This window comes from Bacillus sp. F2HM, assembly GCF_019266135.1.
Taxonomy (GTDB): domain Bacteria; phylum Bacillota; class Bacilli; order Bacillales; family Bacillaceae; genus Bacillus; species Bacillus safensis.
Genome location: NZ_LRMO01000011.1, coordinates 204516 through 223430 on the forward strand (window position 1 = coordinate 204516; position 18915 = coordinate 223430).

17 protein-coding genes and 1 riboswitch are annotated in these 18915 nt (G+C 43.2%); of the genes, 16 read left to right on the top strand and 1 reads right to left on the bottom strand.

Going from position 1 to position 18915, the window contains the following annotated elements:
• The first annotated feature begins 8 nt into the window (after window positions 1-8).
• The 12 genes from AWT60_RS08020 (at window position 9) to AWT60_RS08075 (ending at window position 14241) form a co-directional block, all read left to right on the top strand.
• Window positions 9-2366 (top strand): endonuclease MutS2, encoded by a 2358-nt coding sequence (locus AWT60_RS08020; protein WP_218677143.1) that lies wholly within the window; start codon window positions 9-11, stop codon window positions 2364-2366.
• Window positions 2367-2380: 14 nt separating this feature from the next.
• Entirely contained in the window at window positions 2381-2785 is a 405-nt protein-coding gene (locus tag AWT60_RS08025; protein ID WP_007501637.1) for a DUF350 domain-containing protein, read from the top strand.
• Window positions 2786-2947: 162 nt separating this feature from the next.
• Window positions 2948-3403, top strand: coding sequence for an immunity 63 family protein (locus AWT60_RS08030; RefSeq protein WP_076840457.1), 456 nt, complete (start codon window positions 2948-2950; stop codon window positions 3401-3403).
• 99 nt (window positions 3404-3502) lie between these two features.
• Window positions 3503-5221: an AMP-binding protein gene (locus tag AWT60_RS08035; RefSeq protein WP_218677107.1), complete on the top strand. Its 1719-nt coding sequence runs from the start codon at window positions 3503-3505 to the stop codon at window positions 5219-5221.
• 168 nt (window positions 5222-5389) lie between these two features.
• Complete coding sequence (locus AWT60_RS08040; RefSeq protein WP_024427175.1) at window positions 5390-5974, top strand: fatty acid metabolism transcriptional regulator FadR; 585 nt, start codon at window positions 5390-5392, stop codon at window positions 5972-5974.
• Between the two features lie 26 nt (window positions 5975-6000).
• Window positions 6001-6780: an enoyl-CoA hydratase gene (locus AWT60_RS08045; protein WP_039180497.1), complete on the top strand. Its 780-nt coding sequence runs from the start codon at window positions 6001-6003 to the stop codon at window positions 6778-6780.
• A gap of 31 nt (window positions 6781-6811) precedes the next feature.
• A complete protein-coding gene (locus AWT60_RS08050; RefSeq protein WP_218677108.1) occupies window positions 6812-7585 on the top strand; it encodes an electron transfer flavoprotein subunit beta/FixA family protein in 774 nt (257 codons plus the stop codon).
• Between the two features lie 43 nt (window positions 7586-7628).
• A complete protein-coding gene (locus AWT60_RS08055) occupies window positions 7629-8606 on the top strand; it encodes an electron transfer flavoprotein subunit alpha/FixB family protein (protein WP_073206874.1) in 978 nt (325 codons plus the stop codon).
• 75 nt (window positions 8607-8681) lie between these two features.
• Complete coding sequence (locus tag AWT60_RS08060; protein ID WP_041107172.1) at window positions 8682-10160, top strand: alpha-N-arabinofuranosidase; 1479 nt, start codon at window positions 8682-8684, stop codon at window positions 10158-10160.
• A gap of 246 nt (window positions 10161-10406) precedes the next feature.
• Window positions 10407-10721, top strand: a complete 315-nt coding sequence (gene trxA, locus AWT60_RS08065; RefSeq protein WP_007501629.1) for a thioredoxin — start codon at window positions 10407-10409, stop codon at window positions 10719-10721.
• A gap of 139 nt (window positions 10722-10860) precedes the next feature.
• Window positions 10861-12633 carry an excinuclease ABC subunit UvrC gene (uvrC, locus tag AWT60_RS08070; RefSeq protein ID WP_024423216.1) on the top strand — a complete coding sequence of 591 codons (1773 nt, stop codon included), beginning with the start codon at window positions 10861-10863 and terminating at the stop codon, window positions 12631-12633.
• A gap of 61 nt (window positions 12634-12694) precedes the next feature.
• A riboswitch (Lysine riboswitch) is annotated at window positions 12695-12872 on the top strand.
• A 133-nt stretch (window positions 12873-13005) separates the two neighbouring features.
• A complete protein-coding gene (locus tag AWT60_RS08075; RefSeq protein ID WP_218677109.1) occupies window positions 13006-14241 on the top strand; it encodes an aspartate kinase in 1236 nt (411 codons plus the stop codon).
• Between the two features lie 154 nt (window positions 14242-14395).
• On the opposite strand, the gene AWT60_RS08080 is transcribed toward AWT60_RS08075, so the two are convergent.
• The gene (locus AWT60_RS08080) at window positions 14396-14839 is read right to left on the bottom strand and encodes a YslB family protein (protein ID WP_024423214.1); all 444 of its coding nucleotides are present in this window, start codon (window positions 14837-14839) and stop codon (window positions 14396-14398) included.
• 283 nt (window positions 14840-15122) lie between these two features.
• Here AWT60_RS08080 and AWT60_RS08085 point away from each other — a divergent pair, with 283 nt between their 5' ends.
• The 4 genes from AWT60_RS08085 (at window position 15123) to AWT60_RS08100 (ending at window position 18878) form a co-directional block, all read left to right on the top strand.
• Complete coding sequence (locus AWT60_RS08085; protein ID WP_024423213.1) at window positions 15123-15731, top strand: succinate dehydrogenase cytochrome b558 subunit; 609 nt, start codon at window positions 15123-15125, stop codon at window positions 15729-15731.
• A 37-nt stretch (window positions 15732-15768) separates the two neighbouring features.
• Window positions 15769-17529: a succinate dehydrogenase flavoprotein subunit gene (gene sdhA, locus AWT60_RS08090; RefSeq protein WP_024423212.1), complete on the top strand. Its 1761-nt coding sequence runs from the start codon at window positions 15769-15771 to the stop codon at window positions 17527-17529.
• A gap of 1 nt (window position 17530) precedes the next feature.
• The gene (sdhB, locus tag AWT60_RS08095) at window positions 17531-18295 is read left to right on the top strand and encodes a succinate dehydrogenase iron-sulfur subunit (protein WP_034279749.1); all 765 of its coding nucleotides are present in this window, start codon (window positions 17531-17533) and stop codon (window positions 18293-18295) included.
• Window positions 18296-18416: 121 nt separating this feature from the next.
• Window positions 18417-18878: an acyl-CoA thioesterase gene (locus AWT60_RS08100; protein WP_218677110.1), complete on the top strand. Its 462-nt coding sequence runs from the start codon at window positions 18417-18419 to the stop codon at window positions 18876-18878.
• Window positions 18879-18915: the final 37 nt, after the last annotated feature.

Below are 18915 nucleotides of genomic sequence, written 5' to 3' on the forward strand. Positions count from 1 at the left end.
GGACCATGCTGCAACAAAAAGTGTTAGCATCATTAGAATTTCATAAAGTAAAAGAAAAAGTCATGTCCTATACCGCATCCTCATTAGGAAAAGAAAGAGCGCAGGATTTAACGCCGCTGACGGATATTGAAACCATTCAGCATTTGCTGGAAGAGGTAGCAGAAGCACAGGATGTCATCCGCTTAAAGGGATCGGCGCCATTTGGCGGGCTGACGGATATTAGACGCGGGGTCAAACGGGCAGAAATCGGCAGTACATTAAGCCCATCTGAGCTCATGGAAATTGCAGCGCTATTATATACTGCGAAAAATATGAAGCACTTTCTCACGTCACTGTATGAAGATGGTGTAGATATACCGCGCCTTCATGCTTATGCAGAGACGCTGATTTTGCTGCCTGAAGTCAGAAAAGAAATCGAAAGCTGTATCGGTGATAATGGAGAAGTGCTTGATCACGCAACTCCGGTGCTACGAACAATACGTACGCAATTACGTTCATTAGAATCAAAAGTTCGAGATAAATTAGAATCTATGATTCGCTCACAATCTGCTTCAAAAATGCTGTCAGACACGATTGTTACCATTCGTAATGACCGGTTCGTGATTCCAGTAAAGCAGGAGTACCGCTCGAATTACGGCGGAATTGTTCACGATCAGTCATCATCAGGAGCAACCCTATTTATCGAGCCGCAAGTGGTCGTGGATTTAAATAACACCTTGCAGCAAACCCGTTTAAAAGAAAAACAAGAAGTCGAAAAGATATTGCAAATGCTGACAGCGAGCGTGTCAGAGCACATTGAGGAACTGCTTCACAATGTAAAGGAGCTTCAGACGCTAGATTTTATTTTTGCTAAAGCCAAATATGCAAAGGCAGAAAAAGCCACAAAGCCTGCTGTGAACGATCAAGGGGAGATTTATTTAAAGCGGGCAAGACATCCTCTATTGCCTAGGGATCAGGTTGTGGCAAATGACATTGAGCTCGGCAAAGATTTTTCAACCATCGTTATTACTGGCCCAAATACAGGGGGTAAGACAGTTACCTTGAAAACGCTTGGTCTTCTTACGCTGATGACGCAGGCAGGCCTTCATATTCCAGTTGAAGAAGGCTCGGAAGTGGCTGTATTCGACCAAGTCTTTGCTGATATTGGAGATGAACAGTCCATTGAGCAAAGCTTGAGTACGTTCTCATCTCATATGGTCAATATTGTAGATATCTTAAAGAATTTGACATCTAACTCACTCGTGTTATTTGATGAATTAGGGGCAGGAACAGACCCTGCAGAAGGTGCCGCGCTGGCCATGAGTATCTTAGATGAAGTGCATCAAACAAATGCACGCGTCATCGCAACGACTCACTATCCTGAGCTGAAGGCTTACGGATATAACCGAGAAGGTGTCACAAATGCGAGCGTGGAGTTTGACATTGAAACCTTATCACCAACGTACCGCTTGCTCATCGGTGTGCCCGGACGAAGTAATGCATTTGAAATTTCTAAACGTCTTGGTTTGCCAGATCACCTCATTGACCGGGCAAAAGCGGATATGCATGCCGAACATAATGAAGTAGACCAAATGATTGCTTCATTAGAAGACAGCAAGAAACAAGCAGAAGAAGAGCTGCATGAGACAGAAATCTATAGAAAAGAAGCAGAAAAGCTTCATAAAGAATTGCAGAGACAAATTCTTGAATGGAATGAGCAAAAGGACAAACTGCTTGAAGAAGCTGAAAAAAAAGCAGCAGAAAAAATTGAACAAGCCTCAAAAGAAGCAGAAGACATCATTCAAGAGCTTCGGTCGATAAAAAATGAGCATCGATCATTCAAAGAGCATGAACTCATCGATGCGAGAAAGCGTCTTGAAGAAGCAGTCCCTGAGTTTGACCGGAAGAAAAAGCCAGAGCCGGTGAAAAAAGCAGCAAGACAGCTAAAATCAGGCGACGAAGTGAAAGTGCTCACCTTCGGGCAAAAAGGAACGCTGCTTGAACAAACAGGTGACAAAGAATGGAGTGTCCAAATGGGCATTCTGAAAATGAAAGTAAAAGAAAAAGATATGGAATTTATCAAATCAGCACCTGAATTTAAGCAGGAGAAAGCCATTACGGCAGTCAAAGGAAAAGACTATCATGTATCGCTTGAGCTTGACTTAAGGGGCGAGCGTTATGAAAATGCCTTAAGCAGAGTCGAGAAATATTTAGATGATGCTGTCTTAGCTGGTTATCCGCGAGTGTCAATCATTCACGGAAAAGGAACTGGCGCCCTTAGAAAAGGGGTTCAGGAATTACTGAAACAGCACCGAAGTGTGAAAAATGCTCGTTTTGGGGAACAAGGCGAGGGAGGATCAGGCGTTACCATCGTCGAATTAAAGTAAAAAGGAGAAAACGCATGAAAGCCTTTTGGGAAAATGAACTTGTGGAAATTGCCGCCTATTACAGCGTGGCCGTCCTATGTCTTGTCTTATTTCTAACCATTTTTGAACTCGTTACCTCCTATAAAAACTGGGAAGAGATCCAGCGTGGGAACTTAGCTGTTGCCATGGCAACAGGCGGAAAGATTTTCGGGATTGCGAATGTGTTTCAGCATTCAATCGCACAGCACAATTCCCTTCTACAAATGGTTGGATGGGGCGTATACGGCTTTGTGATGCTGCTTGTCAGCTATTTCATTTTTGAATTTTTAACACCACGATTTAAAGTAGACAAAGAGATTGAGAATGATAATAGAGCGGTCGGGTTTATTTCACTCATTATTTCAGTTGGGCTGTCTTACGTAGTAGCAGCCGGCATTTAAGGAGACGACATGGAAAAGCTAGCAAAAGTATTAATCGTAGTTGCCTGCACTTTTGCGGTCATTGGTGCCGTTTACATGTTCCTGTGAAATGAAGAAGACAAAGTGAGAAAGCTGTCAGGGATTCCTTGGCAGCTTTTATCTCACCCGAAGGCGGCGAATCACATGAAGAAAATTCTGCAAAAAGACGAACTCATAAAGCGTATTGATACTTGTCTCCAAATGACTTCCCTGCCAAGAGACATATATGAACCGTATATTGCACGTCCATTTCAAACGACTGGATTTTTTGATGATTTGAGCCCTTATATTCAAATCGATCCGAGTGGCTATATTCTCATTCAATATGAACGAGGAATCCAAATGCTGCACAAAAGAACAAAAGTAGCAGATGAAGTCATTTACTGGATTTTAGAAGACACAATCTTTCTTACAGTCTACATAGACATGATGAGGCAGTATCAAGTCGACAACATCCAGACGCATTTACCTAATGACCCGAGTATCCATCAACAGATCGTGGAGAGAGTAAATGAGTCATTCCGTGCAATCGGTGGATTATATGAACAGTGGCATCATGAAGGAAAAAGAGCATCAATCGAAACACCAGCGCAGAAATAAAGATGTCATGGAACCAAGCTCTATTTGAAAAAAGCAAACTGCCTTAAGGAAAAGTTTGCTATAATAAAATAGTACGAAAGTTCAGGAAGGAGGGTTTTTATGCAGTCAGATAAACGTTGGCTTCTGCATTACCCGAATCAAATTCCCCACGAACTCACCATCCCAAATGAGACGTTACAATCTTACTTATTCAGCTCCGCAGAGGCTGCACCTGAGCATACAGCCATTCATTTTCTAGGAAGAAACATCACCTATGAACAGCTCCAGGAAGAAGCATTGAAACTAGCTGGTCACCTGATGAAAATTGGCGTGAAAAAAGGCGACAGAGTAGCGATCATGCTGCCAAACTGTCCTCAATCCGTCATTTCTTATTATGCTGTTTTAATTGCAGGCGGCATCGTTGTTCAAACGAACCCGCTTTATACGGAGAAAGAACTGGCATATCAAATGGAGGACAGCGGCTCAAAAGTGCTGATTACACTGGATTTATTGTATCCAAAGGCCTATAAAATGAAAGCGCTGACAAGTATGGAGCACTTGATCATCACCAAACTACAGGATTATTTACCATTTCCGAAAAACATTCTGTTTCCTATCGTCCAAAAAAGAAAAAATAAAATGGTCATCCAAGTAGAGAAAAGCGAGACCATTCATCACTTCTCACAAATTATGAAAGAATCGTCAGGAGAACAGATTCCGGCTCTTGCCTTTGAACCGAAAGAGGATGTCGCTGTTTTGCAATATACAGGCGGAACGACTGGTTTACCAAAAGGGGTCATGCTGACGCATGAAAATATTTTAGCGAATACTGAAATGTGCGCTTCTTGGATGTATAAAACGACAAGAGGAAAAGAACGAATCCTTGGCATCATTCCGTTTTTTCATGTATACGGAATGACGACCGTATTAAACCTTGCTGTCAAAGAAGGGCATTCAATGATTCTCCTTCCTCGATTTGACGCAGCTGATACTCTCAAAACGATTGAAAAACAGAAACCGACGCTCTTTCCAGGTGCACCCACCATGTATATCGCCTTGCTGCATCATCCGAACATTGAAAAGTATGACCTGTCGTCCATCACTGCATGTTTAAGCGGCTCGGCGGCTCTTCCTGTTGAAGTCAAACAGAGCTTTGAGAAATTAACAGGAGGGCGTTTAGTAGAGGGGTATGGTCTTTCAGAAACTTCGCCGGTGACCCATTCTAACTTTTTGTGGGGAGCCAACAAAACAGGCAGCATTGGCTGTCCGTGGCCTGGGACAGACGCAGGCATTTATTGCGAGGAAACGGGTGGCCTTAAAGAGCCGTATGAGCACGGAGAAATTATCGTCAAAGGGCCGCAAATTATGAAAGGATACTGGAATCAGCCAGAGGAGACAGCAGCTGTATTAAGGGATGGATGGTTTTTCACCGGAGATATTGGGTATATGGATGAGGACGGTTTTTTCTATATCGTTGACCGGAAAAAAGATGTCATTATTGCGAGCGGTTATAATATTTACCCAAGAGAGGTCGAAGAAGCCCTATATGAACATGAGCTTGTACAAGAAGTCGTTGTCGCAGGTATACCAGATCCTTATAGAGGAGAAACAGTAAAAGCGTTTGTTGTGCCGAAAAAGGATGCTTATTTAACAGAGGATGAACTCGATCGCTTTGTCAGAACGAGAATTGCTTCATTTAAAGTACCGCGCGTGTATGAATTTAAAGAATCACTGCCTAAAACGGCTGTCGGAAAAATTTTACGCAGAGTATTAATTGAAGAAGAAAAAAGAAAGCAAGCTTCATCATCTGAGACACCTGTCGATCAATTGAAGAAATAACGACCTTCATCATCCGGTCGAGCGGCCGGATGATTTGAATGATGACAGTCTGCTCTGGTATGATAAAGGTTGAAAAGAAAGAAGAAGATCTCTTGACAAATCACCCGTTTCTTTTTAACATAAAGTTATGAATGAATGCTCATTCAATTTAGAAAGGGACGAAGCACATTGAAGCAGAAAAGACCGAAGTACATGCAAATTATTGATGCAGCAGTTGTGGTGATTGCGGAGAACGGCTATCATCAATCACAAGTTTCAAAGATTGCGAAACAAGCAGGGGTGGCAGACGGAACCATTTATCTTTATTTCAAAAACAAAGAGGATATTCTCATCTCATTGTTCAAAGAAAAAATGGGACAATTCATCGAACGAATGGAAACAGATATTCAAAAGAAGCCGTCTGCAAAAGAAAAGCTTCTACTGTTGATTGAGGAGCATTTTCGCATGCTGGCGCAAAATCATCATTTGGCTCTTGTGACACAGCTTGAACTCAGGCAGTCAAACCTTGAGCTGCGGCAAAAAATCAATGAGGTGCTAAAAGGGTATTTAAATATGCTCGAGTCGATTTTAACAGAAGGAAAGAAAACAGGAGAATTTAGACAAAATTTAGATGTCCGCTTAGCGAGACAAATGGTATTTGGGACGATTGATGAAACCGCAACAACATGGGTCATGAATGATCAAAAGTATGATCTGCCTGCACTCGCAGAAAGTGTACATGATCTGCTGTTAAACGGAATACATCAATCCTAAAGACAATGTGAAAAAGGGTGATTGACATGGAAAAAATACTTAGCTTACATCATGAAGGACAGACAGCGCTCATCACGATTCAGAACCCGCCTGCAAATGCCTTATCCTCTCAGCTGCTCACTGAGCTTAATGACATGTTCGATGAGCTCGAACAGAATGAAGAAGTAAGAGCGATTGTGATCCACGGAGAAGGCAGATTCTTCTCAGCAGGTGCTGATATTAAAGAATTTACCACTTTACAGGAAGAGTCTGATTATGCAAGCCTCGCAGATAGAGGACAGCAAGTCTTTGAACGGATTGAACAGTGTCCAAAGCCAGTCATTGCCTCGATTCACGGAGCAGCATTAGGCGGGGGCCTTGAGCTTGCCATGTCTTGTGATATCCGAATCGCAACAAAAGATGCAAAGCTTGGACTGCCAGAACTAAATCTTGGCATTATTCCAGGATTCGGCGGCACGCAGCGCCTCCCGCGCTACGTTGGTTCTGCTAAAGCGCTTGAAATGATGGGAACAGCTGAACCGATTACAGGTGAAGAAGCATTTGCGTGCGGCCTTGTTACAAAGCTGGCAGAAACAGAGGAAGAAGCGCTCGAAGCGGCCAAAACACTTGCGGGGAAATTTGCCGCAAAAAGCCCTAAATCACTTGAATATGTGCTTGATTTATTGAACGCAACAAAATTGTATTCATATGACGGCGGAATGAAGCTGGAAGCCAAAAAATTTGGTGAGGTTTTCCAATCAAATGACGCCAAAGAAGGCATCCAGGCCTTTATCGAAAAGCGCAAACCGAACTTTAAAGGGGAATAAGGGATAAGTACGACACAAGGGGGAGAAATAAATGAATATATTTGTTTTGATGAAGCGTACGTTTGACACGGAAGAGAAAATTTCGATTCAGTCTGGTGCAATTCAAGAAGATGGAGCAGAGTTCATTATTAATCCTTATGACGAGTATGCCATTGAAGAAGCCATTCAGCTTCGCGATGAGCACGGGGGAGAAGTGACCGTTGTGACAGTTGGCGGTGAGGATGCGGAGAAACAGCTGAGAACAGCACTTGCTATGGGCTGTGACAGGGCCGTCTTATTAAATGTGGAGGACGACTTAGAAGAGTGGGACCAATATTCAGCTTCTACCATTCTTTATCACTATTTAAAAGACAAAGAGGCTTCCTTGATCTTAGCAGGGAATGTAGCAATTGACGGCGGCTCTGGACAGGTAGCCCCGCGTCTTGCTGAATTACTTGGCTTTTCATATGTAACAACGATAACGAGTATTCAAATTGACGGCGGCTCTGTATCGATTGAACGGGATGCAGAGGGGGATGTGGAAGTCATTTCTGCCGAACTCCCGCTTGTCGTCACAGCTCAGCAAGGGCTCAATGAGCCTCGCTATCCATCATTACCAGGTATTATGAAGGCAAAGAAAAAGCCTTTAGAAGAATTGGAACTTGATGATTTAGATCTGGATGAAGACGATATACCATATAAAATCAAAACAATTGAACGTTTCTTACCGGAGAAAAAAGAGGGTGGCAAGGTGCTGAGCGGCGAGCTTCAGGATCAAGTCAAAGAACTGACAGATCTACTCAGAAATGAAGCAAAAGTCATCTAAACATCCACTTTACGATATCACGAGAACAAGGGGGAGCTTGAAGATGAGTAAAAAAGTTGTTGTACTTGGAGAAAGTCGTGACGGTAAATTAAGAAATGTGACATTTGAAGCCATTGCTGCCGCTCATAAAGTGGCAGATGGCGGTGAGGTCATTGGCGTGTTAATAGGGGATGACGTCAAAGACCTAGCAGATGAACTGCTTTACTATGGAGCGGATCATGTCATGATTGTGGAGCATCCACACCTTTCATATTATACGTCAGATGGTTTTGCGCAGGCACTTCAAGCCATATTAGATCAGGTCGATCCGGATGCTGTGCTCTTTGGCCATACATCTATCGGAAAAGACTTGTCGCCGAAAATAGCTGCACGTCTCCAGACTGGCTTAATCTCAGATGCGATCGATGTAAGCGTTACCGGCGAACACCTTGTTTTCACTAGACCGATTTACTCTGGAAAAGCCTTTGAAAAAGTCATTTCGACAGACCGTCTGCTTCTAGCAACCATCCGGCCAAACAACGTGGCACCACTTGAGCGTGATGCGTCACGAGGCGGAGAAGTCACACCGGTTTCTGTCGATATTCAGAACCTTCGGACGATCGTGAAGGAAGTCATTAAAAAAACGTCAGAAGGTGTAGATTTATCGGAAGCAAAGGTCATTGTTGCTGGAGGGCGCGGGGTTAAGAGCAAGGAAGGCTTTGAACCGCTGAATGAACTCGCTGAGACGCTGGGGGCAGCAGTCGGAGCCTCGCGCGGCGCCTGTGACGCCGACTACTGTGATTATGCCCTGCAAATTGGCCAGACAGGAAAAGTCGTCACACCAGACCTTTATATTGCATGTGGGATATCAGGAGCGATTCAGCATTTAGCGGGAATGTCTAACAGTAAAGTCATTGTGGCGATCAACAAAGACCCCGAAGCGGAAATCTTCAAAATCGCCGATTACGGAATCGTCGGTGACTTGTTTGAAGTGGTACCGCTTTTAAATGAAGAGTTAAAAAAGATGAATATCCACTCGTAACGCTCATACACTCAGAATGCCTAGGTATTCTGGGTTTTTTTGTATGTGATCAAGAGGAAAAGGAGCGGTTGATAAATGAAGGGGACAGTCAAAGTCAATGACGTGATCGGACGCATTTCTAAACACATTTATGGGCACTTTCAGGAGCATTTAGGAAGAGGGATTTATGACGGGATATGGGTAGGAAAAGACTCAGAGATTGATCATATTGAGGGAATTCGTACCGATGTGCTGAAGGCCCTTCAAGCATTACATATTCCGGTGCTGAGGTGGCCGGGAGGCTGTTTCGCAGACGAGTATCACTGGGCAAATGGTGTAGGTGATCTCAGTGAACGAAAGCCGATGGTCAATACCCATTGGGGTGGTACGGTTGAATCCAATGCATTTGGTACGCATGAATTTATGACATTGTGTGAGCTGCTTGAATGTGAGCCTTATATTTGCGGCAATGTGGGAAGCGGGTCTGTTCAAGAATTAGCCGATTGGGTCGAATACATGACATTTCCAAATGGGACACCTATGTCAGACTGGCGCATTCAAAATGGAAAACAAGAGCCTTGGAAGCTGACCTATGTTGGTGTAGGCAATGAAAGCTGGGGCTGCGGCGGGAATATGACGCCTGAATACTATGCAGATTTATATAAACGCTATCAAACGTACGTAAGAGAATTTGCAGGGCAGCGTATTTATAAAATCGCCTGCGGCGCGAACTCTAATGACGTGAATTGGACGAAAGTATTGATGGAGCAGGCTGCACCGTGGATGGATGGGCTCAGTTTACATTATTACACCGTACCTGGTACATGGGAGAAAAAGGGGTCAGCGACTGAATTTGATGAAGATGAATGGTTTATCACGCTGAAAAAGGCCTATGAGATGGAACGGCTGGTCGAAGACCATGGAGAAATCATGGATCGTTATGACCCAGACAAGCGAATCGGGATGATTATTGATGAATGGGGGACATGGTATGACCCAGAGCCAGGGACAAATCCTGGGTTTTTATATCAGCAAAACACACTAAGAGACGCCCTTGTGGCCGGCCTCCATTTTCATATTTTTCATCGCCATTGCGAGCGGATTCATATGGCAAATATTGCTCAGACGGTCAATGTGCTGCAAGCGATGGTATTAACAAAGGACGAAAAGATGCTTCTGACGCCTACGTATCATGTATTTCACATGTTTCAAGTGCATCAAGAGGAAGAAGCGCTTGAAGTAGAGTTCGTTTCACCCCCGTATGAACGAAGAGGTGAAAAAATTCCTCAGGTCAGTGTGTCAGCCTCACGTTCATCAGGGAAGATGCATATTAGCTACTGTCACCTGAATCCGCATGAACAAACAGAGACATCCCTTGCCATTGCAGGGATTGATGAACAAACGAAAGTCACTGGACGTGTGCTGACGGCCGATCGCATGAATGCCCATAATACATTCGATGAACCTCATTCTGTTCAGCCAAAAGACTTTCAGCAAATGACTGTAAAGTCCGGCGAATTAACGGTGGAGCTGCCGCCAATGTCAGTGGTCATGATAACTGTCGACCTCGCTTAATTGCATATTTCGATGTTTGATGAGAAGAATGTTGGGGCATCATACATTGTAAATGAAGCGGAAAGGGTGTCATGTCATATGCTTAGAACCATTCTAATGATCATCGGTGCGATTGTTGTTATTGGTGCGATTATACGGTTTGTTTTTTAATTCATTTCCTAAAAAATGATTCGTAAGCATTTCATTCGCAAGTCACATTGGTAGATGCTATACTAAAAAGCATAATTTACATTGGAGGAATGAATAATGGCAATCGTAAAAGCTACTGACGCAACATTTTCACAAGAAACTGCAGAAGGTGTTGTTCTTGCAGACTTTTGGGCACCATGGTGTGGACCTTGTAAAATGATTGCTCCAGTTCTTGAAGAACTTGATCAAGAAATGGGCGACAAAATGAAAATTGTAAAAATTGATGTAGACGATAACCAAGAAACTGCTGGTAAATACGGCGTTATGAGTATCCCAACACTTCTTGTTTTAAAAGACGGTGAAGTTGTAGAAACTTCTGTTGGTTTCAAACCAAAAGAAGCACTTGCTGAACTTGTCAACAAACATCTATAAACCGATCTATGTCCAAGCGGCATAATCATTGAAGCGGTTCTCGTAAAGACGAGAGCCGCTTTTCTTTCAACATGGTATAAAACAAATGTTCGTGATACACTAGAAGGAGTGAAAGAGGAAAACAAGGACGGATGAAAATATGAACAAACTAATCAAAGAAAAGCTGTCAGTCCTGCCGGATCAACCAGGCTGTTACTTAATGAAAGATAGACAAAATACGATCATTTATGTAGGAAAGGCAAAGGTTTTAAAAAACAGGGTGCGCTCTTATTTCACTGGATCACATGACGCCAAAACGCAGCGGCTTGTCAGTGAAATTGAAGACTTTGAATACATTGTCACCTCTTCTAATATCGAGGCGCTCATTTTAGAGCTGAATTTAATCAAAAAATATGACCCAAAATACAATGTCATGCTCAAGGATGACAAGACATATCCTTTTATAAAAATTACGAATGAACGCCATCCTAAGCTGATCGTCACCCGCAATGTAAAAAAGGACAAAGGAAAATATTTCGGTCCATACCCAAACGTACAAGCAGCTCGAGAAACAAAAAAGCTGCTCGACCGCTTATATCCACTGAGAAAATGCGCCACCCTTCCTGACCGCGTCTGTCTTTATTATCATCTTGGACAATGTCTTGCGCCATGTGTGTATGACATTTCCGAGGAAACGAATAAGCAGCTCGTGGACGAAATCACAAGGTTTCTAAACGGGGGACATCAGCAAATCAAAAAAGAACTCACCGAAAAGATGCAGGAAGCTGCTGAAAATTTAGAGTTTGAACGGGCAAAAGAACTGAGAGACCAAATCGCATATATCGACTCAACGATGGAAAAACAGAAAATGACGATGAGTGATTTATCAGATCGAGATGTCTTTGCCTATGCCTATGATAAAGGCTGGATGTGTGTCCAAGTCTTCTTTATCAGACAGGGGAAATTGATTGAACGTGACGTGAGCCTGTTTCCAATGTATCAGGACCCTGAAGAGGAGTTCCTCACGTTCATGGGGCAATTTTATGAAAAGAACAACCATTTTCTGCCGAAGGAAATTCTGGTTCCGGACAGTGTCGATCAAGAGATGATTGAGCAATTGCTTGAGACGAACGTTCACCAGCCGAAAAAAGGAAAGAAAAAGGATCTGCTTTTACTTGCGCATCAAAATGCCAAAATCGCCTTAAAAGAAAAGTTTTCGCTCATTGAGCGTGATGAAGAGCGGACAATTGGTGCGGTGAAGCAGCTCGGGGATGCGCTTAATATTTATATGCCATACAGAATCGAGGCATTTGATAACTCAAATATTCAAGGAGCAGACCCGGTTTCTGCCATGGTCGTCTTTCAGGACGGGAAGCCCTATAAAAAGGAATACCGAAAATACAAAATTAAAACCGTCTCAGGGCCAGATGATTATGCATCCATGCGTGAAGTCATTAGAAGACGATATACCCGCGTGTTAAAGGATGAACTGCCGCTGCCGGATTTAATTTTAATTGACGGAGGAAAAGGACAGATCAACGCAGCTATCGATGTGCTTGAAAATGAATTGAATCTGTCTGTCCCAGTCGCAGGTCTTGTAAAAGATGAAAAACACCGGACTTCGAATCTCATGATGGGAGATACACTTGAAATTGTTGCGCTGGAGCGGAATAGCCAGGCCTTTTACTTATTGCAGCGCATTCAAGATGAAGTGCACCGGTTCGCCATTAGCTTTCACCGGCAGCTGCGCGGAAAAAATGCATTCCAGTCTATTTTAGACGATGTACCAGGTATCGGAGAAAAGCGTAAAAAGCAGCTCCTCAAACATTTTGGCTCTGTGAAAAAGATGAAAGAAGCCTCTATCCAAGACTTTCAGGAGGCTGGCATTCCGAAACAGACGGCTGAACTTTTAATGGAAGCATTAAAAAAATAGATTGTACTTTTACCAAAAGTCTGTTAAGATGTGACTAATTTAATAAATGAACGTGTTGTTTGTTGAAGATAGAGGTGCGAACTTCAAGAGTAAGCCTTCGGAGATCGATGGGATCTAAGAAGAGGGCTGAAAGGGGAGCGTCGCCGAAGTGAATAAAATCCACTCATTTTATTCGCTGGCTGTACATTGAAGAAATGTAGGGCTGTCAAGAATTCATTTCTTGGAGGGCTATCTCATTGTTTGCATCGTTTAATGATGATTTTAAAGCAATGGGAGATTTGTTCTCTCATTGCTTTTTTATTTGCAGTGAGCGGACAGTCTCCAAAGCTGCCTCTTCTCTCACACGTGAACTTTTGAAAAAGGGTGGTAGACATGGGACTAATTGTACAAAAATTTGGCGGAACTTCCGTTGGGTCAACAGAAAAAATTCGCAATGCCGCAGAGAGAGTGATCGCTGAACGCGAGGCAGGACATGATGTGGTTGTGGTTGTATCAGCGATGGGCAAATCAACGGATGTTCTAGTAGACCTAGCGAAAGAACTCACAGACGATCCAAGCAAAAGAGAGATGGATATGCTGCTCGCAACTGGTGAGCAGGTGACCATATCATTATTAGCGATGGCACTCCAAAGAAGAGGCTATGATGCCATTTCCTTTACAGGCTGGCAGGCTGGTATGAAAACAGAGCATGTGCACGGAAATGCAAGAATCGTGGACATTGATGAATCAAGGATAAAAAAGGAATTAAGTGCGGGGAAAGTCGTTGTTGTGGCAGGTTTCCAAGGAATTGCAGATGACTTACATATCACAACTCTTGGCCGCGGCGGATCAGATACAACAGCTGTGGCACTGGCTGCCGCACTAAAAGCTGATAAATGTGATATATACACAGATGTACCAGGAGTGTTTACGACAGATCCGCGTTATGTATCATCTGCGCGGAAACTTGCAGGCATTTCATACGATGAGATGCTTGAGCTGGCTAATCTAGGAGCTGGGGTCCTGCATCCAAGAGCTGTTGAATTTGCGAAAAATTATCAAGTCCCGCTAGAAGTCCGTTCTAGTATTGAAAATGAATCGGGTACGTTAATTGAGGAGGAATCATCCATGGAACAAAATTTAGTCGTCAGAGGCATTGCATTTGAAGATCAGATTACACGTGTCACAGTGTGCGGGCTTTCAAGCGGTTTAACAACATTATCGACCATTTTTACGACGCTTGCGAAACAGAATATCAATGTGGATATCATCATTCAGTCTGTCACAAACACCAACCAGACATCGATCTCTTTCTCTGTCAAAACGGATGATTTGTCCAAAACAGTTGAAGTATTAGAAGAATATAAAGGGGCGCTTGGCTACGAGCAGATTGAGACAGAAAGCAAATTAGCGAAAGTATCTATTGTGGGATCTGGAATGGTCTCAAATCCAGGCGTAGCCGCTGAAATGTTTGCTGTGTTAGCGCAAAAAGACATTCAAGTGAAAATGGTCAGTACGTCTGAAATCAAAGTCTCAACGGTGGTTGGCCGTGATGATATGGTCAAAGCGGTTGAAGCGCTGCATGATGCGTTTGATTTATCAAAGGTGAGCGCCGCTGCTCATTCTTAAAAAGGTAAAGAGGTGATCTCATGAAAGAGGGTCGCCTCTTTTTTCTATATGGAAACGGCTGAAACGGGCGTAAACCCATTCATTAAGTATGCTATGATAGATGTAGACATATAAAAAAGGCGTGACCTGAAGTCCGCGCCTTTTATCAAGAGTATTAGCTAGGGTCTCTTAAATCCCATTTAACGGTTAAAATGACTTTCTCAGCACGCTTTTTCACTTGTTCATAGGATTCAGCCACGTGCTCATTCAGAAGCTGAATTTGTTCAGCAATAAAACCCGCTTCCATCTGAAAGCATGGCTCCTTTTGATAGGTGAGTCGATTGGATACTAGTGGACCTTCGAGCTCAAACTCAATTTCCTGTTTTTTCGAATGGACCATCGTGAGAGTCCCCCATCCGGCATCATGGAAAAATTCGGGGATCTTCTCCCATGACTCTTGAGGAAATTTACGAGCAAGCAGTTTACCCGCAAAATACATCATAGATGAATGGTCCTGACCAAGAATATCTGGCAGCAGAACTTCGCGTATCAGCTCGTAGGCAAATCCATTGACTTCAATTTCTTTTAGCTGTTCTAAGTTAGATTCGAATTTATTCATTGTACGGCTCCCCTCTTTCAACAATTTATTATAGCTTATGTGGGCATATGATGACAGAGTTTTCCCTGAAGTCTAAGAAATTCTTATTGTAGTAAAACGAATTTTGATTTAAAACTTTTAAATTTCGGAAAATTTTAATTTATGTACGCGGTTTCTTGACGCTTTTTTGACATAGGAGTAAAATGAAATTGTCAATAAATTTGAATAAAGTGCTTACAATTGAAAGAAGCGGGGGTAAGACAATTTTCAAGCAATTGCACTTTTTTTACTAGGGGGTAAAGTAATGTCGGGGAACAAAGAATTTTTTTATCGGAGATTGCATTCTTTGCTTGGCGTCATTCCGGTCGGTCTATTTTTAATACAGCACTTAGTGGTTAACCACTTTGCGACAAATGGACCAGAGGCGTTTAACAAAGCTGCACACTTTATGGAACAGCTTCCTTTCAGATATGCACTTGAGCTGTTCGTGATTTTCTTACCACTGATCTATCATGCTGTTTATGGGGTGTACATAGCCTTTACGGCACAAAACAACACGTCTCGCTTCAGTTACTTAAGAAACTGGCTGTTCAGACTGCAAAGGATTTCAGGTATTATCACATTGATTTTTGTCTCTTGGCACGTATGGGAAACACGAATTCAAGCTCAGCTTGGAGCTGAAGTCAACTATGACATGATGGCGAATATTTTAAGCTCTCCATTTATGCTAGGCTTCTATATTGTCGGCGTTTTATCTACTATTTTCCACTTTGCTAATGGCTTGTGGTCATTTGCTGTCAGCTGGGGAATTACCGTTTCACCACGCTCACAACGAATCTCCACATATGTGACATTAGGTATATTTATAGCGCTTTCATATGTAGGGCTAAGAGCAATTTTCGCTTTTGTTTAAGAGGAAATAGATTAGTAGAAGAGGGAGAGGGGCTACAATGAGTAATTCTAGCATCATCGTTGTCGGAGGCGGCTTAGCTGGTCTCATGGCAACTATTAAAGCAGCAGAAGCGGGAACAGCTGTTCAACTATTTTCAATCGTACCTGTGAAACGTTCGCATTCTGTATGTGCACAGGGCGGAATCAACGGAGCGGTTAATACAAAAGGTGAAGGGGATTCACCTTATGAGCATTTTGATGACACGGTATACGGTGGAGATTTCTTAGCCAACCAGCCGCCAGTAAAGGCAATGTGTGAAGCAGCGCCGTCCATTATCCATTTACTTGATCGTATGGGTGTTATGTTTAATAGAACACCAGAGGGATTATTGGACTTCCGCCGCTTCGGGGGAACACAGCACCACCGTACAGCGTTTGCTGGAGCTACAACAGGCCAGCAGCTATTATACGCACTGGATGAGCAGGTTCGCCGCTATGAAGTAGCAGGACTTGTCACGAAATATGAAGGCTGGGAATTCCTTGGCGCCGTTTTAGATGACGAGGAAGTGTGCCGCGGGATTGTCGCGCAGAACTTGACGACAATGGAAATTGAATCCTTCCGTTCAGATGCAGTCATCATGGCAACAGGCGGTCCTGGAATTGTGTTCGGTAAATCAACAAACTCCATGATTAACACTGGATCTGCTGCATCTATCGTCTATCAGCAAGGTGCGCATTATGCAAATGGAGAATTCATTCAAATTCACCCGACAGCGATTCCAGGAGATGACAAGCTTCGTCTTATGAGTGAATCAGCTCGTGGTGAGGGCGGACGTGTTTGGACATATAAAGACGGGAAGCCTTGGTACTTCCTTGAAGAAAAATACCCAGCATATGGGAACCTTGTACCGCGTGACATTGCAACGCGTGAAATCTTTGACGTATGTGTCGAGCAAAAGCTTGGCATCAACGGAGAGAACATGGTATATCTGGATCTTTCTCACAAAGATCCAAAAGAGCTTGATATTAAGCTTGGCGGAATCATTGAAATCTATGAAAAATTCATGGGTGACGACCCGCGTAAGCTGCCGATGAAAATCTTCCCAGCTGTTCATTACTCAATGGGCGGATTATGGGTCGATTATGATCAAATGACGAATATCAAAGGTCTGTTCGCTGCCGGAGAATGTGATTACTCAATGCACGGCGGAAATAGACTTGGTGCAAACTCACTTCTTTCTGCGATTTACGGCGGAATGGTCGCTGGACCAAATGCGGTGAAGTACATTAACGGTCTTGAAAAATCTGCGGAAGACCTTTCTTCTGCACTATTTGACAGCGCCGTGAAGAAAGAGCAGGAGAAATGGGACAACATCCTCAGCATGGATGGTACTGAAAATGCATACGTGCTTCATAAAGAGCTTGGAGAATGGATGACGGATAACGTTACAGTGGTTCGTTACAATGATAAACTCTTAAAAACAGATCAGAAGATCGAAGAACTAATGGAGCGCTACAAGAAGATCAACATCAATGATACCGCATCATGGAGCAACCAAGGCGCTGCCTTCACACGTCAGCTTGACAACATGCTACAGCTGGCAAGAGTCATTACGATCGGGGCATATAACCGGAATGAAAGCCGAGGCGCACACTATAAACCGGAATTCCCAGAAAGAAACGATGAAGAATTCCTTAAAACAACGATGGCTACGTTCAAAGGGAAAAATCAAAAGCCTGCATTCCACTATGAGGACGTCGATGTATCGTTAATTGCACCTCGTAAACGAGATTACTCGAAGAAAAAGGTGGAGAAATAAGATGAGTGAAAAAAACACAATTCAATTCATTATCACACGTCAAGATACTGCAGATGGTAAGCCTTATGATGAGGAATTCGAAATCCCTTACCGCCCAAATATGAACGTCATTTCCGCACTCATGGAAATTAGACGTAACCCGGTCAATAAACAAGGTGAAAAAACAACGGCGATCAACTGGGACATGAACTGTCTTGAAGAGGTGTGCGGAGCTTGTTCCATGGTCATTAATGGAAAACCGCGCCAGTCATGTACAGCCTTGATTGACAAGTTAGATCAGCCGATCCGTCTCCAGCCGATGAAGACATTCCCGGTCGTGAGAGACTTGCAGGTTGATAGAAGCCGCATGTTCAACTCCTTGAAAAAAGTAAAAGCATGGGTGCCGATCGATGGCACATATGATCTTGGACCTGGACCAAGAATGCCTGAGAAAAAACGTCAATGGGCGTATGAGCTTTCTAAATGTATGACATGTGGTGTCTGCCTTGAAGCTTGTCCAAACGTGAATGATAAGTCTTCCTTTATGGGCCCTGCACCGCTTTCACAAGTTCGTCTATTTAACGCACATCCGACAGGTGCGATGAATAAGTCTGACCGTCTAGAAGAAATTATGGGTGACGGAGGTCTTGCGAACTGTGGGAACTCTCAAAACTGTGTGCAGGCTTGTCCGAAAGGAATCCCGCTGACAACATCAATTGCAGCACTTAACCGAGATACAACATTACAAGCTTTCCGTAACTTCTTCGGAAGCGATCACGCAGAATAACATCACATTCAGTCCTCTTTGCCAATCATGATGAGTGTTTACAAGAGGCTGGATGGAACACAAAATAAACGCCTCTTCCAATATGGGAGAGGCGTTTATTGATGAATAAGGAGATGATGAAGTGAGACTTCCGTCATATATTGAGGAACCGTTTGATGAATGGAGAGCATCCTTTCGATTTTATGTCGAAACGACGGTCCGTTTTTCAGAAACGGATATGTTTGGTCATATGAACAATGTCACCCCTTTTGTATATTTTGAAGAAGCAAGGATAGCCTTTTTTCAAAAAACGGGAATTGTTGATAAACGAATGAAACGTGTGAGAGAGACGATTACAGTCGTGGCAAACCTGCAATGTGATTACATCAAACAGGTGGAGATTGGGGAGCGGCTTCGTGTGTATGTAAAGCCGGAAAAAGTCGGATCAAGCTCACTCATCCTTCATTATTTAGGAGAAAACGAGCAGCAGGAACCATGCTTTACAGGCTCGGTCACCATGGTGCAAATTAATAAAGAAACAGGCGCACCTGTCCCATTTACAGAGGAAGAAAAAGAGACATTTCAAGCTCAACGAAATAAGTAACATAGAGCCCTCATCATCGTGTAAGCTTCATTTTGTT

Bases quoted from the DNA above. Each gene is read 5' to 3' on its own strand.
- AWT60_RS08025 (WP_007501637.1), top strand. From the start codon at position 2,381: ATGAAAGCCTTTTGGGAAAATGAACTTGTGGAAATTGCCGCCTATTAC.
- AWT60_RS08030 (WP_076840457.1), top strand. From the start codon at position 2,948: ATGAAGAAAATTCTGCAAAAAGACGAACTCATAAAGCGTATTGATACT.
- AWT60_RS08035 (WP_218677107.1), top strand. From the start codon at position 3,503: ATGCAGTCAGATAAACGTTGGCTTCTGCATTACCCGAATCAAATTCCC.
- AWT60_RS08045 (WP_039180497.1), top strand. From the start codon at position 6,001: ATGGAAAAAATACTTAGCTTACATCATGAAGGACAGACAGCGCTCATC.
- AWT60_RS08050 (WP_218677108.1), top strand. From the start codon at position 6,812: ATGAATATATTTGTTTTGATGAAGCGTACGTTTGACACGGAAGAGAAA.
- AWT60_RS08055 (WP_073206874.1), top strand. From the start codon at position 7,629: ATGAGTAAAAAAGTTGTTGTACTTGGAGAAAGTCGTGACGGTAAATTA.
- AWT60_RS08060 (WP_041107172.1), top strand. From the start codon at position 8,682: ATGAAGGGGACAGTCAAAGTCAATGACGTGATCGGACGCATTTCTAAA.
- trxA (WP_007501629.1), top strand. From the start codon at position 10,407: ATGGCAATCGTAAAAGCTACTGACGCAACATTTTCACAAGAAACTGCA.
- uvrC (WP_024423216.1), top strand. From the start codon at position 10,861: ATGAACAAACTAATCAAAGAAAAGCTGTCAGTCCTGCCGGATCAACCA.
- AWT60_RS08075 (WP_218677109.1), top strand. From the start codon at position 13,006: ATGGGACTAATTGTACAAAAATTTGGCGGAACTTCCGTTGGGTCAACA.
- AWT60_RS08080 (WP_024423214.1), bottom strand. From the start codon at position 14,839: ATGAATAAATTCGAATCTAACTTAGAACAGCTAAAAGAAATTGAAGTC.
- AWT60_RS08085 (WP_024423213.1), top strand. From the start codon at position 15,123: ATGTCGGGGAACAAAGAATTTTTTTATCGGAGATTGCATTCTTTGCTT.
- sdhA (WP_024423212.1), top strand. From the start codon at position 15,769: ATGAGTAATTCTAGCATCATCGTTGTCGGAGGCGGCTTAGCTGGTCTC.
- sdhB (WP_034279749.1), top strand. From the start codon at position 17,531: ATGAGTGAAAAAAACACAATTCAATTCATTATCACACGTCAAGATACT.